The organism is Chryseolinea serpens (assembly GCF_900129725.1).
GTDB classification, from domain to species: domain Bacteria; phylum Bacteroidota; class Bacteroidia; order Cytophagales; family Cyclobacteriaceae; genus Chryseolinea; species Chryseolinea serpens.
In genome coordinates this window covers 650,513-663,484 of record NZ_FQWQ01000002.1, presented here as the reverse complement: position 1 = coordinate 663,484, position 12,972 = coordinate 650,513, and the positions used below count along the sequence as shown (strand labels likewise).

Sequence of the window (12,972 nt, the reverse complement as noted above, 5' to 3'; positions counted from 1 at the left end):
TGTTGGTGTACCGCCCTTGTTGGTGTTCTTCACCAACAAGCGATGTGGGGGAATGTATTGTTGTTGGCCGAGCACCGGTAAGGATAGATATAAAATAAGACACGTCGCCAGAAAAGTTGTTGGTGAAGAACACCAACAACGACGGTAATGTGTTGACGAAACACCAACAACGCCGGTGGGAGATTTAAAACCCGCCGCCACTCAAACTCTCCTTGTGGAATTGTATAAATTTCAACATATTCGATCGAATGCGGTGTCTTATGGCTTTTCGCACAAACAACAAAACCCGAAGTCATTTCCTATCAATTTTATCTGACTAAAAAAAACATGAAGCACTACATCCTCCTGGCATTTTGGCTGGTCGCTTTTAACTATTCGAATGGCCAGGCGGTCACCGGAAAGATCAAGAGCTTTTTTATAAACGCTAAATCATTGCAGAACACCGGTGGTGAAAATCCAAATCGCAAGGTTTCGGTTTACCTCCCGCCCAACTACGATGGAAACAGCGAGCGTTACCCGGTCATATACTACCTGCACGGATTCATGGGCAAAGACAGTATTTTTTCAAACATGAAAGAGATCCTGGATGAAGGCATTCGCAGCAAAAAGATCCGCCCCTTCATCCTGGTGCAATCCGATCAATACACACTTTTCGAAGGCAGCTTCTATAGCAACTCCACCCTGACTGGCAACTGGGATGAATTCACATCGAAGGAGTTGGTGGCCTATGTCGACAAAAATTTCAGAACGATCGCCCGCCGCGAAAGCCGCGGCATTGGCGGGCACTCCATGGGGGGTTATGGCGCCTTTAAGATCGCCATGCTCCACCCCGAAGTATTCAGCAGTGTTTATGCCATGAGCCCCGGGTTGCTCGCGATGGTAAAAGAGTTTGGTCCGAACAGCAATTCGTATCGCGAGGTTCAGGCCGTCAAGACCCATGATGAATTGAAGAAGACCTACTATCCCAAAGTGCTGGTCGCCGTGGGAAGAGCATGGTCGCCCAACCCCAACAAGCCACCGTTCTATTGCGACTTTCCCTTCAGCTACGAAGGCGACAAAATGATCATCAACCAACCCATCTTCGAAAAGTGGGAAGCCAACATGCCCGTCTACATGGTTGAAAAATATGCCGACAACCTGCGCAAACTCGCCGCCATCAAAATGGACTGGGGCCGGAACGACGCACCCCGCTTCCCCGTCCAAATCGGAATGCTCAGCCAACGCCTCGAAAACCTCGGCATCACCCATTTTGCCGAAGAATACATCGGCGACCACACCAACAAAATCTGGTCCCGCGACGGAAGAGTACTAAACGACCTGTTGCCCTTCTTCAACGACTACCTTGATTTTGATTGACCGGAATGTTAGCCTTTTGCTGGTCGTGAAAAAGAGATTAACGGAGATGATATTGCGTTTAATGTCCACATATTCAATGTGCCCAACGCAACGTCAACTAACTATCGAACCCCACACTCGCCCCGGCTACTTGCGCTCCCAACTCCTGGCTCCTGGCTCCTTTCGAAGATGATCCGACAAAATACCAACACCACGCCGCGACGAAACCCGAGATTTATGTAGATTGGAAGTAGCTTGCGGCCGCCGTAAAAATTTTGAACATGAAGGTTTATCAATTACTAAAGATTGGGGAACATCACACCAACCACTGCGAGGACTTTGCCGTGGTGGAGAGCCTCGGCGGCCAACGGATCATGTGTGCCGTGATGGACGGGTGCACCATGGGGACCGACAGTTATTTTATTGCAACCCTGGTTGGAAAATTGTTGCGGAAGATTGCGATTGAAAAAAGCTACACGGCGTTTTATAATGCGCATGAAACAAAGAGCGAAGAAACCGAACTGAAGGAAATCCTTGAGAAGCTGATGCTCGATCTGAAGCAACAGAAAAATCAACTCCACCTCAACCCCGATGAACTGCTGTGTACGCTAATTCTCCTCGTCGTGGATTTTGACCGGAACGCCGGACATGTTATGGTGATTGGCGATGGCCTTGTTACCATCAACGGTCAATGGGTTGAATACGACCAGGACAACAGACCGGATTACCTGGGGTACCACATCGGTGAAGAATTTGAGTCGTGGTATAAAAATCAAAAACAATACTTGGCCATCGATAAAATTGACGACGTAAGCATCTGTACGGATGGGATCTTTACGTTCACCCGACATGATAAGAACAGCTACACCCTGGAAAAAGACCCGATAGCCTATCTGACCCTTGACCAGGAAGGAAAAGAGAAGGATAACATGTTGAGCCGTAAGTTCTCGGTTTTAGAGAAGGAGTGTGGCATGAGGCCCGCCGATGATCTTGGGATCGTCAGGATCATCAATTCGAAAGAATAGGGGATTGGTCAGGGTATTGGCCATGGCGTGAACGCACGCAATGTGCCGTCAAAACACGGCCAATACTCCCAGACTACCACAGCTTTTCTTTTGTCACAGTGGATCAGCTTATAAATGAAATAACGGCCTTGTTCGTCTCCCCGGCACGTTTGTAAAACGCTTTCATTTCTGCAAAGTATTCCAGGAGATAGTCAAGCCCGTCGGTTTCTTCCCAAATCTCTGGATAGATGCCATGGTCAGTCATTTTCTTTCCGTCATAATTTTGCTGCAATTGTTCGGCGGTCACTTTGTCGAGCTCCTTGTTCAACTGCTTCACCTGCTCTGGGGTGATGTACTGTGCAGGGCCGTAGCCCATGTCCAGGTCTTCGTCCACTACCTTATCGCCAAACACCACCCAGGCCATAGGGGGTTTCACTTTTTCGATCTCGGCCAGGGTGTAGCCGGTCAGGGCATAGAAGATTCCTTCCCAGGCTTTGTCCAGGTCGATCTCGTCGTCCTTGGCTTCGTCGGCATCGGCGCGATCCTCGAGGAGAGAGGGGTTCTTTAAAATGTCTTTCAGGTCTTTTTCTGTTACCTGCATCAGGTTGCCAATCATTCCCATACTACTTTATCGGTTTGTTTGTTTTAGTTTAATTTACTACTCGCCGCTGTGGCTGTGAGCCCCTTTGATCTCGGCTTCAATGATACTTCACTGAATCGTACTAACCATTCGCGCCACTCAATTAATTATGCATAAAAGATCTCCACGCTCCGGTCTCCAAAATCACTGTGGACATACCGCAACCTAAAGCTGCGCGTCGTGATCACAAACCCCTTTTTCTCCATCTCCACACCGTAAACCTGCTCGGTTGATTTCAAATAGCTGCACAGCATCTCCCAATCGCGGTCCAGGATCTCGAATTTTTTGTAGGTGGTGAACATGTGGTAAACACCGCCGCAAATGGTTTTGAGTGCCAGATCCCTTTCTATTTGCCCCATGCCCTTCTTTGTTTTTGAATGAGGCAAAGATAGAATAAGGAAAAACATATGTCTAATATTATTAGACCAAAATACTAAAAATATTAGTTGACTTTATTCACGCCAACACGTTCTTTTACCGCATGAAAATGATGGAGCTCACCCCAGGCCTGTACAAGATCAGGAAGCAGGACTATGCATTGGGTGGCCGGCGGCCGGGCCGCAAAAATTCCAACACGGTCCACATGCTCACCGTGCGGGGTGTGGGCGACAGCCTGCGCTACCACATCGATCACGACCCCTTCGGCTCGCACCCCCGCGACCACGACGACATCGGCGACTACGAGGTCGTGAGCCGCTACGACGGTCCACCCCAGATCGACCACTGCCGCATCACCCTCACCTTCACCGACGCCGCCGGCGACACCTTCAACTTCGAGGTGAAAAGTCTCTGGACCCTGCGCACCTTGCTGGACTCGATGGAGTTTTTGAAGAAGCCGTTTGATTATGTGCCGAGGAGGAGGAAGTGAGGGGTGTGACTGAAAAAAATGTTGGGTAGCTGATTTGTTGGTGAAGAACACCAACAAAGGCGAGGGGCGCGTCTAGCGGGTATCGTCGGCCTTGTCTTTATCCTTAGCTTTGCCTTTATCTTTAGTCTTATCCTTATCGCCAGACTTGTGTTCCTTTTGTTTTTTTACGGTGCCATCGGGCAGGAACACAACTTCAAGTTTTTGCCCTTCTTTCTTCAATTTCATTTTGTACAACACGCCTTCGGGCGACTCGACTTTTTCGGGATCGCCAATATCGTAGCCGGCGAAGTTTTTGGCAAGGGACGACTGAATGGCGGCGGGGATGTCGGTCTTCTTGATATTTGTTTCGGTAGAGAGCCAGGTGCCTTTCTCATCGAAGTTGGCCGATTGCTTGTTGTCGCCTATCGTGAATTTCGCCTCGTAGGCTTGTGCGTCTTCTTTCTCCCAGGCCACTTGCTTTGCTGCGGGAAAACGCTTGATCAAGGCCGCCTTTACAGCGGCGGGCACTTTGTCGTCGGTCAATTTCTGTGCTTGCGCCGTCAGGCCTAGCAGTGCGGCAAGTGTTAAGGTTAAGAGCTGTTTCATGTATCGTTATGGTTATTGTTTACAAAAAAAATCCGTCCTTACTTCCTGCTCGCAAATTCCATTTGCCCCCTCCAATTATCCTTGCTTACATGAATAAGAAAGAACAACGAAATCGAATTGCGCCTTTCATGTATGACTAAATGATGATCGGCCTGCCCGATACGGAACCGTTGGAAGTTGTAGTGAAAGAGCATAGGAAAAAACGGAACAAGCACCATCTTTTGCGGTGAATAAAAATAGCCGTCCTTATATTTTCCACGGATCGTCTTCGAACGCACCAGGCCCTGTTCATCGTACAGGGTAAAGGTAATCTTATCCTCGCCGGAAGGATGGATGTCGATGTATAAACTGTCCCGCGTCACGGTCGGCCGCGTGTTGCCTTTGCGCCATGCACCTTGATAGGGAGCGACGATGTCCCACAGGGAAGGTGCGTAGATGTCGGGCGTTTTAATGGTGTATTGGCCGGTAAAGGATGCGGGGGAATTGCGATCAATGGCTTGTGCCGTGGGTTGACCGATCTCGCGAAGGGGTGTGCAAGCGGACAACAGCGGGAGGGCTAGGAGCCAAATACGCAGGGTAAATCGAGCGAGGGTCATTTGGATGGGGAGATGTCCGGCAGTGAAGATCGTGAAAAAGATAAAGAGTTAAAATGGAGGCTTTAGTATTTCATCTTAGCTTTTACCTTCAACCGCCTTTATGGAGCATCTGGGACTAGTTACCCCACTGCTGGGAGTAAGCTTCTATCTCCAAATGATGGCGGGCACAGCAGTTTACGAATGCAGCGGTTGGTTTTTCCTGACCGGCAAAAGATTCAACGCCTCGATCGCTTTGAAGATCGGAATAAACTCCAACCCCAGTTCCGTTAAATGATACTCCACGTGCAACGGCTTTAATTTTATGACTCTCCGTTCGAGAATATCGCTCTCTTCCAATTCGCGAAGCGCATTGGTCAATCCTTGTCGCGTGGCTTCGGGAAGCAGCTTCACCATTTGTCCGAATCGAACAGGGCCTTGTGTGGCATAGCGAAAAATGCAGGGCTTCCATTTTCCGGTGAGCAATTTTAGCAAATACTCTTTCGGGCATTCGATGAGGATGTCATTTTCTTGAGTAGTCATAATTTTTTGACTTATTGATAAGGATAGAAACCGGCGTTTACTTGCATCGAAGTTAAACTTATTACATGAAACAAATGAAAAAATTAATGCGTGACTTTTTGGTGCAGCGAACTTTTCCGATCATGCTGATCGCGGTAACATTGGTGGTGACTACGGTCCAGGGTCAATCTGTTCAAACGTATGCGGAGCGGTTGGGTTGGAAGAAGAATGACCGGGTAATTATTTTTCACGTCGATGATGTGGGCATGTCCTACGAGTCGAACCAGGGTGCGATCCGGGCGCTGGAGAAGAAGTTGGCAACTTCCATGAGTGTGATGATGCCTTGTCCCTGGGTGCCCGGCATCGTTAACCACATCCGTCAACACCCGGGACTGGATGCGGGGTTACACTTAACCCACACCTCGGAATGGCCGGTGTATCGTTGGGGCCCATTATCCGGAATGAACACAACACCAGGGTTGGTGGATACGGAGGGTGCCTTATGGAACAATGTGGCCGACGTCATGGCGCATGCTTCTGCCGATGAGATTGAGATGGAAATACGATCGCAATTGTCGCGCGCAAGAAGGATGGGATTTGAACCCACGCATTTGGATACACATATGGGAACATTGTGGTCTACACCCGGGTATCTTGAACGTTATATCAAAGTTGGCATCGCGGAGCACATTCCCATTCTATTGCCGGGAGGACACAACACGTTGTTGCTGAAACAGATTCAATCAGGCCCGTTGCAAGGGTTGAAGAAACTGACTACAGTAAATGCTCAGTCGTCTGACCACCGCATTTTTTTAAAGGCGATCCAAAATACCGGCGAAAGACTGTGGCAAGGCGGCCTGGCCGTGGCCGACGATCTATACATCTCGAGCTACGATTGGGAATTCCCCTCAGGTGCTGAGCCTTCTGATGATAATCTATGCAAATTCAAACGCGACAAATACAAGGAATTGCTACAATCCACAAAACCGGGTATCACGGTCATACTCATACATTGCTCCGATGCAAAAGAGGCCTTCAAAAACATAAGTGATTCGGGCAACACGCGACGGGCGGATTTGCTTGCCATGATGGATCCTGAATTGAAGTCGTTTTGTGAAAAAGAAGGATTCATTTTCACTACATGGAAAGAAATGCAGCAACGGAGAGATAAGATTTCCAAGTAGTCTGAAAAAATAGTGTTATGACGGAAAAGAAAAGAATAGGAGTGGTGTTATTTCCCGACTTCAATATGCAGGATATCGTTGGCCCGTACGAAATGTTTGGACGGACCGTCGAATTTGCGATCTGTACAGTTTCCGAGACCACGCGATGTTTGAAGACGTCCGCCGGCCTGTCCGTAAGCGCGGATTTTTCATTTGATGAATGCCCCAGGCTCGATGTCCTTTTTGTGCCCGGTGGAAAGGGTGCTGCTGGCGCGATCAATGCGGGGTTTAAGGCGTTTATTCAAAAGCAATCCAGGCACGCAAAATTTGTGGCGGCGGTTTCCCTTGGCGCATTGCTGTTGGCATCCTCGGGCGTGTTGAAGGGATACAAGGTGACTACGGCCACCGATGCACTTCCGTTGTTAAGGGACATGGATCTTCTGGCGGTGGAAGATCCGATGGCCATAGACGGAAGCCGAATAACCGGAGGCGAAAAAATATCCGGAGCGGACTTAAGCTTAGTGCTGATGACCTTAATGGAAATGGAAGAAAGGATCAGCGTCGACAACTATCGCAAGCGATTGGTTGAGAGGGCCGGCTGGTAGATGATGTCTGCTCACGTGGGCTTCGATACCATGAAAGATGAACAGGGTCATGATCAATCGTATTCGAGTTCACAACATTTTGCATAAACACCACGCTCGTCCGCCTTATAAAAAATGATGGTGCCGCTATTGGCGTTCTTGCTGATGGAGTCGCGTTCCCGAATGTCGTTTTCGCGAAGAAATTTACTGATCTCTAAATTGTACTCAAGGAGTTCCCCCGTCGGGTGTTGCTTAATGGTGACGGACGAACTCCCGCGATGAATATCCTTAACCGCCACCAGCACGCCGCTGAGTTCTCTTTTCATGAAGTCGGCTGTTTTTTCCATCGTTTGGTTTGTGTTGATGATAAGCGAGGTGACGGTGAACACCAACAGCAGGACGGAGGCGATAAACAGGATCTTGATCGGATGTTGAGAGGGTTTCATAGGGGATTAGGATAGTCTTCTAGTCTCTCCTTCCTCTGCCGCCCCGGGGGCCGCGGCCATGCCATTTTTCTTTTGCCTGTTCGTCGAATTTCTCGAGCCGGCTCCATTGCTCTTCGGTGACGATGGGGTGGAGTTGCGTCTTCACGGAGTCCAACACACGTTTGGCTTCGGCGTTTGCCAATTGCTCGATGGAGTCGAGTCGCGCGGCAGCCCAGGACGCCACGGGTTTGAATTTTGCTTCTTGTTCGCTGGTGGGTTGCACAATCCGGTGGAGGGTGTGGACAAACCAGTCGCCCTTTCGTTCGGGCATGGGGCCGCGTTCCATGCCATGCCGCCGGTCGAATTTGTGAAAGAGGCCCGGCACAAGCAGGCCGAGGAAGACGCCGATGATAAGCGTGGCCACCAAAATTCCGATGGATTTAATACGTTCCGTTGTCATTTATAGATTATTTAATGTTTCATAAAAATCAAAGGGCACTTGTTGCTCCACTGGGGTGGTGGCGTCTTCTTCAATGCCCAGCACCGACTTCCAACTGCCTTGTTCCGCGAGCGCCACGTTCAGGATGAGCAACGCCACCACTACACCGACCGCGGCAAGCTGAAATTTTTTGAACATGCCAAAGAGCTGCCGGTCGATGACCACACCGGTGTTCTGAATTTTGTGGATCAGCTTCGCGGTGAAGTACGGCCCGAACGTGGCCGGGCTGCTCGCCCGAAGAAGTTCCCGCGCGGTTTTATGTTGCAGGAGCGACCGGGCCCAGTCGGGGTGTTCTCGAAGGGCGGTCAGCAATCGTTCTTCATCGGCAGGAGCCAGCTTTTGGTCCAGCGATAGAATATAGAGGTCTTCCGTTTCTTGTTTATTCATAACCTTCCTTTCTGGCGATTACTTGTTTCAATTTTTTCTGTGCCCGGTAAAGTCTCGACATCACCGTGCCGACCGGGATCTCCAATACAACTGCCGTTTCCTGGATGGAATAGCCTTCGATCATTCTCAACGTCACCACCGCTTGAAACTCGGGGTCCAGTTGATGAAGCTCGTGATAGAGCATCTCTTTCAAGTCGACCGTGGATTCTTCTGCGCTGGTATTTTCTCCTTCTTTCAAAGGGCCAAACAATTTGAACTTCCGTTTCCGCTTCTTGCTCTCGTTGAGCGACAGGTTGATGGCAATCCGCGTGACATAGGTCGAAAGCGATGCCTCACCTCTGAATTTTCCCAACGATTCAAAAAGCCTGATAAACACTTCCTGCCCCACATCGGCCGCCTCCGGCGTGTCGCCCAGGATGCCTTTCACAACACCGGCCACGCTGGCTTCGTGTCGTTCAACGATCGTTCGAAAAGCCGTCATGTCGCCATTTCTGGCGTCTTCGATCAGTTGAATGTCTCCTTTGTGTTGCTCCATTTTCTGACGGCCCGGATATTTTCCTTCGCGGATTATTTCTTGTGGTGGTCGCTGTTCAAATAGTGATCCTTTAAAATGTCCGAACCAAAGTCATTGTCCTTTTGCCGCAAGATGGCGTGAATATGATTCCCGTCGTTTTGAAAACCCACGTTGTCATACTCGATCAGGAAGTCGGGACCGTTGATGATGTAATAATGCGGCGTGTGTCTTTGCTCGCCGCCGATCCAGGCAAAGTACACTTTGTCGAATCCGGTCTTTACAATTTTATCATACAATCCATGCGCGACGTCGTGTTCAAAATTGTGCAGGTATTCCTGGATCAGGATCTTGAAAACTTCCAGTTGGTCGGCGTTGAATTCCTTTGCTGCGATGCCGGAATATGTCGTGATGCGTTGGCTGCTCTCGGGGTTGGTGATGATATCTTTTGGTGTGGCTTGCGTGAGAATGGCTTTGGCCTTTTGCGCTTTGGAGAGAAAGCCGAGCAACAGAAATCCATAGTCCTCTTCCTTGCTGAGTACACGCCACCCGGCATACTTCGCGGTCTGAATTTGCGCAGGGTCCGTTCCCACAAACATCGGTGTGAAGGAAATGTCTTTGCCCCGCATGGTCAAACTCAATGCCATGTGATGACCTCCTAAGCTGAAACCCCAAGGTTCCTTTTCATTCGGTGTGCCCCAAATGGAGATGAAGTAATTGTCATAACCCCAGCCCAGTTTCTCCAGGATGTTCTTCAACTGGCCGGCGCTCATCTTCCCCTGGTCGAAGGCTTGTTGTGACAGAATGTTGAGAATGTCGTCGAGCTGCATGATGCCCGTCACCTTCAGATAGCCTTGCGAGCTGAGAAAGGTGGAGAGCATGTCGTGAAAGGCCACGCGGCTTTGGTCACCCAGCGTGCCATAGCGGATCCCAGCCCGGGGAACCATGCCCACGGGGAAGTTCGACCATTTGATGCGGAGACTATCGGTGAAAGAAAATTGGGTGGCCTTGAGTTCTTCAGGGTTCAGGGTTTTTAAGAAGTTATTGGTCGCGGCAACGATGGTGGTCAAGCCCTGTCCATAGCAGACTTGAATAGATGACATAGCGGCGATCAGCAGGAGGAAAGGAATGAGTTTTCTGGAGTTTCCTATTTTCATGGTTATGTGGTTTTTCCGCATTTGGAGGCCCCTTTGGACAGGATTTTGAAGTTTGTTTGTCATTAGACAACCCGACCCAGGCAAATATTCCCGGCCCTTGCCAAAACTTTTATCACCGTCTTGTTTAAAGGCTTTATGGAAATTAACGGAACAACGTCGCAATCCCTAGCGGGCTTTATCGGATTGCCATTGGCGAAGGCCAAAGAGGACTCCGGGCATCGATTTGATCATGTAGCTGCTCAGGGGTTTGTCGAGTGGATCGTTCATGATGAATGGCGAAAGCCATTGGAGGTTTGTGATGTATTATGCTAACGGCAGATGTGATGGCGTTCTGCGGTCGCGCCGAGGAAAAGATTCATGTTCCCGGTTTTGTTGCGGGCACATGAATCTTTTGTGACAAGTGTCTATTTTTTAAGCGCACCGATCCGCAGGCACTTTTTTAATTGTGATTTTTATTCAGTTGATCCATCGCCGCCTGAACCGCTTTCTGAGCACTGAGCGATTCGGCTCTTTGTCGCGGTGGATAGTCGGCGAAACTTTTGAGGTGTTCCATCAGGAAGGGTTGCGCGGCCGTGGGAACCCACAATTTCTCGCCCACAAATTTTCTTCCGATGTATCCCCACTCATGACTTTCGGGATCCATTTTTTCCATGGGGTCCATTAACAAGTTAAAGATATAAGGTACGCTGGGATATCGTTTCGTGTTCCACCAAAGGCCATCATATTTCACACCGATGTGCATCTTCCAGCCCTCCACGCGAATCGCCATCAGATCGGTCTCATCATAATAAAAGATCTCCTTTCGTGCAGACTTATCTGATTTGCCGCTCCAATAGTCGAGTTGATTGTAGCCGTCCAGGTGCACCTTATAGGTAGTGTTGCCCAGCTTGACGCCCGTAAGCAAATCTTTTTTCAGATTGGGTAGTCCGGCTATGGCTGCGAGGGTAACGAACAGGTCTTCATGACTTTGGATGCCGTTGAATTCGGAGCCCGGTTTTATCACGCCCGGATACTTGATCAGGCAAGGTACGCGCACGCCGCCTTCCCAGGTTGTTCCTTTTTCGCCCCGGAAAGGAGAGTAGCCACCGTCGGGCCACATGATCAATTCATTTCCATTGTCGGTGGAGTAGATCACGAGCGTATTGTCCTCAATGCCCATCTCCTTGATTTTGTCCAGGATCTTGCCGACGTGCTCGTCGTGTTCGATCATTTTTGCGCGGTACACATCCGATTCGGCGCGGCCTTCATCGACCGCCAACTGAATGTATTTTTGGGGCGAGTGGCTCCAGATGTGCGTCGCCGTAGAATTGAACCACAGGAACATCGGTTTGCCGCCGCCTTTTTGTTTGTCCATCCAGGTCAACGTGTGGCCCAGTACCTCGCTGTCAAAAGTCTCCATGCGCTTGCGGGTGAGCATGCCGGTGTTTTCTATTTTTTGTTTTCCTATTTTGCCCCATTTGGGCTCAACGGTGGCATCGTCGGTGGTGGTAGCCCAGGCGTGCAGCACGCCGCGCGGTCCTACTTTCTTTGTGTAGTCGGGATTTTTTTGACCGGGATAGTCCAATTCTTCCGGTTCTTCTTCGGCGTTGAGGTGATAGAGATTTCCAAACCATTCGTCAAACCCATGCACGGTGGGAAGAAATTCGTTACGGTCGCCCAAATGGTTCTTGCCAAATTGAGCCGTGGCATACCCCTGGGCTTTCAAAACTTCGGCCAGCGTGGGATCTTCTTTTTGAATGCCGAGCGACGACCCCGGTATGCCAATGGTGGTCATCCCCGAGCGTATCGGAAGCTGTCCGGTAATAAAGGCCACGCGACCCGCCGTGCAGCTAGGCTGACCGTAGTGATCGGTGAAGATGGCGCCTTCCCGGGCGATGCGATCAATGTTCGGCGTGCGCCCCATCATGCCGTGGGTGTAGGCACCCACATTCCAAATTCCTATGTCGTCGCCCCAGATCACTACGATGTTGGGTTTCTTCTGAGCATAGGATGCCTGCAGAGTTATGAACGTGACCATGATGGCCAACCACAACGATGCTGAACTTGTTTTTTTTAAAAGGTTCCTTTTCTTGTCCGTCATACGCTTTGGGTTTAAGGTTTTGCCGGATTAAACCCAATGCGAATTAGCATGCTTTCGAATGCCGAAACAGTGAAACACGGTTATACACCGTGAACTCAGTGATGGAAAATTGACGACCCTATCACTGTGATTTGAAAGTTGGCTGTCGACAGACGGTCAAGTAGGAAGGATGGCCCGACGTATGGGGGCTGCGTCTGGAATTGGATCGTTAATGCTTCTTCATCGCATGCACCATGGGCTCCGGAAAAATGATCTCCTTCAACTGATCGATACGTATAGGCTTGGTGAACGACATGATCTTATACTGTTCATATCCTGAAAGCGGAATGGGATCCGCCGAAGTACTCACGAGCACGATCTGAATATTTTCTTTCCCCGGAAAAATCAACGTCCTGAAAGCTTCCAAAAATTCTTTTCCATTCATCCCCGGCATCTCGGAGTCCAGGAGAATGTAGTCGGGAAGATTGCGTTCGCCGGCGATGCAGGCGTGGATGTCCTGGAGGGCTTGGGCGCCGTCTTCGGTCATGCGTATTTCAAAATCCGGTCTCACCGCCAACAATAACCGTTCGTGCATGAACCTAAAAAATGGATCGTCATCGACCAGAAGAATTGTTCTTTTCATTAAGGTGATTGTCTGATA

The 12,972-nt window shown here is 49.7% G+C and carries 17 protein-coding genes; 5 read left to right on the top strand and 12 right to left on the bottom strand.

What is annotated here, in order from left to right; genetic code table 11:
• Positions 1 to 327: 327 nt before the first annotated feature.
• Both BUB30_RS16785 and BUB30_RS16780 read left to right on the top strand, forming a co-directional pair.
• Positions 328 to 1,356 carry an alpha/beta hydrolase gene (locus BUB30_RS16785; RefSeq protein ID WP_073136156.1) on the top strand — a complete coding sequence of 343 codons (1,029 nt, stop codon included), beginning with the start codon at positions 328 to 330 and terminating at the stop codon, positions 1,354 to 1,356.
• 260 nt (positions 1,357 to 1,616) lie between these two features.
• On the top strand, positions 1,617 to 2,360 hold the full coding sequence (locus tag BUB30_RS16780; protein ID WP_073136154.1) for a protein phosphatase 2C domain-containing protein: 744 nt from the start codon (positions 1,617 to 1,619) through the stop codon (positions 2,358 to 2,360).
• 103 nt (positions 2,361 to 2,463) lie between these two features.
• Here the strand turns inward: BUB30_RS16780 and BUB30_RS16775 are convergent, their stop codons facing one another.
• Positions 2,464 to 2,961, bottom strand: a complete 498-nt coding sequence (locus BUB30_RS16775; protein WP_073136152.1) for a YfbM family protein — start codon at positions 2,959 to 2,961, stop codon at positions 2,464 to 2,466.
• A gap of 125 nt (positions 2,962 to 3,086) precedes the next feature.
• The gene (locus BUB30_RS16770; protein ID WP_073136150.1) at positions 3,087 to 3,338 is read right to left on the bottom strand and encodes a hypothetical protein; all 252 of its coding nucleotides are present in this window, start codon (positions 3,336 to 3,338) and stop codon (positions 3,087 to 3,089) included.
• 122 nt (positions 3,339 to 3,460) lie between these two features.
• On the opposite strand from BUB30_RS16770, the gene BUB30_RS16765 reads away from it, so the two are divergent.
• Positions 3,461 to 3,847 (top strand): hypothetical protein, encoded by a 387-nt coding sequence (locus BUB30_RS16765; protein ID WP_073136148.1) that lies wholly within the window; start codon positions 3,461 to 3,463, stop codon positions 3,845 to 3,847.
• Between the two features lie 72 nt (positions 3,848 to 3,919).
• On the opposite strand, the gene BUB30_RS16760 is transcribed toward BUB30_RS16765, so the two are convergent.
• The 3 genes from BUB30_RS16760 to BUB30_RS16750 all read right to left on the bottom strand — a co-directional run bounded on the left by BUB30_RS16760 (position 3,920) and on the right by BUB30_RS16750 (position 5,547).
• Positions 3,920 to 4,432: a PepSY-like domain-containing protein gene (locus BUB30_RS16760; RefSeq protein ID WP_073136146.1), complete on the bottom strand. Its 513-nt coding sequence runs from the start codon at positions 4,430 to 4,432 to the stop codon at positions 3,920 to 3,922.
• A gap of 38 nt (positions 4,433 to 4,470) precedes the next feature.
• Positions 4,471 to 5,028, bottom strand: coding sequence for a hypothetical protein (locus tag BUB30_RS16755; RefSeq protein ID WP_073136144.1), 558 nt, complete (start codon positions 5,026 to 5,028; stop codon positions 4,471 to 4,473).
• 174 nt (positions 5,029 to 5,202) lie between these two features.
• Positions 5,203 to 5,547 carry a winged helix-turn-helix transcriptional regulator gene (locus tag BUB30_RS16750; protein WP_073136143.1) on the bottom strand — a complete coding sequence of 115 codons (345 nt, stop codon included), beginning with the start codon at positions 5,545 to 5,547 and terminating at the stop codon, positions 5,203 to 5,205.
• 65 nt (positions 5,548 to 5,612) lie between these two features.
• Here BUB30_RS16750 and BUB30_RS16745 point away from each other — a divergent pair, with 65 nt between their 5' ends.
• Complete coding sequence (locus BUB30_RS16745) at positions 5,613 to 6,710, top strand: polysaccharide deacetylase family protein (RefSeq protein WP_245804116.1); 1,098 nt, start codon at positions 5,613 to 5,615, stop codon at positions 6,708 to 6,710.
• A gap of 17 nt (positions 6,711 to 6,727) precedes the next feature.
• Positions 6,728 to 7,294, top strand: coding sequence for a DJ-1/PfpI family protein (locus tag BUB30_RS16740; protein ID WP_073136141.1), 567 nt, complete (start codon positions 6,728 to 6,730; stop codon positions 7,292 to 7,294).
• Positions 7,295 to 7,347: 53 nt separating this feature from the next.
• On the opposite strand, the gene BUB30_RS16735 is transcribed toward BUB30_RS16740, so the two are convergent.
• The 7 genes from BUB30_RS16735 to BUB30_RS16705 form a co-directional block, all read right to left on the bottom strand.
• Complete coding sequence (locus BUB30_RS16735; RefSeq protein ID WP_073136136.1) at positions 7,348 to 7,719, bottom strand: hypothetical protein; 372 nt, start codon at positions 7,717 to 7,719, stop codon at positions 7,348 to 7,350.
• Positions 7,720 to 7,738: 19 nt separating this feature from the next.
• Positions 7,739 to 8,158 (bottom strand): hypothetical protein, encoded by a 420-nt coding sequence (locus BUB30_RS16730; RefSeq protein ID WP_073136134.1) that lies wholly within the window; start codon positions 8,156 to 8,158, stop codon positions 7,739 to 7,741.
• A complete protein-coding gene (locus tag BUB30_RS16725; protein WP_073136133.1) occupies positions 8,159 to 8,584 on the bottom strand; it encodes a helix-turn-helix domain-containing protein in 426 nt (141 codons plus the stop codon).
• Complete coding sequence (locus BUB30_RS16720; RefSeq protein WP_073136131.1) at positions 8,577 to 9,119, bottom strand: RNA polymerase sigma factor; 543 nt, start codon at positions 9,117 to 9,119, stop codon at positions 8,577 to 8,579. Before BUB30_RS16720 ends, BUB30_RS16725 begins: the two co-directional genes overlap by 8 nt.
• A 32-nt stretch (positions 9,120 to 9,151) precedes the next feature.
• Complete coding sequence (locus BUB30_RS16715; RefSeq protein WP_073137327.1) at positions 9,152 to 10,252, bottom strand: DUF3500 domain-containing protein; 1,101 nt, start codon at positions 10,250 to 10,252, stop codon at positions 9,152 to 9,154.
• Between the two features lie 439 nt (positions 10,253 to 10,691).
• Entirely contained in the window at positions 10,692 to 12,332 is a 1,641-nt protein-coding gene (locus BUB30_RS16710) for an arylsulfatase (RefSeq protein ID WP_084138185.1), read from the bottom strand.
• A 208-nt stretch (positions 12,333 to 12,540) separates the two neighbouring features.
• Positions 12,541 to 12,954, bottom strand: coding sequence for a response regulator (locus tag BUB30_RS16705; protein ID WP_178377136.1), 414 nt, complete (start codon positions 12,952 to 12,954; stop codon positions 12,541 to 12,543).
• Positions 12,955 to 12,972 lie beyond the last annotated feature (18 nt).

Coding starts and splice junctions, on each gene's coding strand:
- BUB30_RS16770 (WP_073136150.1), bottom strand. CDS start 3,338: ATGGGGCAAATAGAAAGGGATCTGGCACTCAAAACCATTTGCGGCGGT.
- BUB30_RS16710 (WP_084138185.1), bottom strand. CDS start 12,332: ATGACGGACAAGAAAAGGAACCTTTTAAAAAAAACAAGTTCAGCATCG.
- BUB30_RS16725 (WP_073136133.1), bottom strand. CDS start 8,584: ATGAATAAACAAGAAACGGAAGACCTCTATATTCTATCGCTGGACCAA.
- BUB30_RS16735 (WP_073136136.1), bottom strand. CDS start 7,719: ATGAAACCCTCTCAACATCCGATCAAGATCCTGTTTATCGCCTCCGTC.
- BUB30_RS16765 (WP_073136148.1), top strand. CDS start 3,461: ATGAAAATGATGGAGCTCACCCCAGGCCTGTACAAGATCAGGAAGCAG.
- BUB30_RS16775 (WP_073136152.1), bottom strand. CDS start 2,961: ATGGGAATGATTGGCAACCTGATGCAGGTAACAGAAAAAGACCTGAAA.
- BUB30_RS16780 (WP_073136154.1), top strand. CDS start 1,617: ATGAAGGTTTATCAATTACTAAAGATTGGGGAACATCACACCAACCAC.
- BUB30_RS16720 (WP_073136131.1), bottom strand. CDS start 9,119: ATGGAGCAACACAAAGGAGACATTCAACTGATCGAAGACGCCAGAAAT.
- BUB30_RS16740 (WP_073136141.1), top strand. CDS start 6,728: ATGACGGAAAAGAAAAGAATAGGAGTGGTGTTATTTCCCGACTTCAAT.
- BUB30_RS16760 (WP_073136146.1), bottom strand. CDS start 4,432: ATGAAACAGCTCTTAACCTTAACACTTGCCGCACTGCTAGGCCTGACG.
- BUB30_RS16745 (WP_245804116.1), top strand. CDS start 5,613: ATGAAACAAATGAAAAAATTAATGCGTGACTTTTTGGTGCAGCGAACT.
- BUB30_RS16705 (WP_178377136.1), bottom strand. CDS start 12,954: ATGAAAAGAACAATTCTTCTGGTCGATGACGATCCATTTTTTAGGTTC.
- BUB30_RS16715 (WP_073137327.1), bottom strand. CDS start 10,252: ATGAAAATAGGAAACTCCAGAAAACTCATTCCTTTCCTCCTGCTGATC.
- BUB30_RS16785 (WP_073136156.1), top strand. CDS start 328: ATGAAGCACTACATCCTCCTGGCATTTTGGCTGGTCGCTTTTAACTAT.
- BUB30_RS16730 (WP_073136134.1), bottom strand. CDS start 8,158: ATGACAACGGAACGTATTAAATCCATCGGAATTTTGGTGGCCACGCTT.
- BUB30_RS16750 (WP_073136143.1), bottom strand. CDS start 5,547: ATGACTACTCAAGAAAATGACATCCTCATCGAATGCCCGAAAGAGTAT.
- BUB30_RS16755 (WP_073136144.1), bottom strand. CDS start 5,028: ATGACCCTCGCTCGATTTACCCTGCGTATTTGGCTCCTAGCCCTCCCG.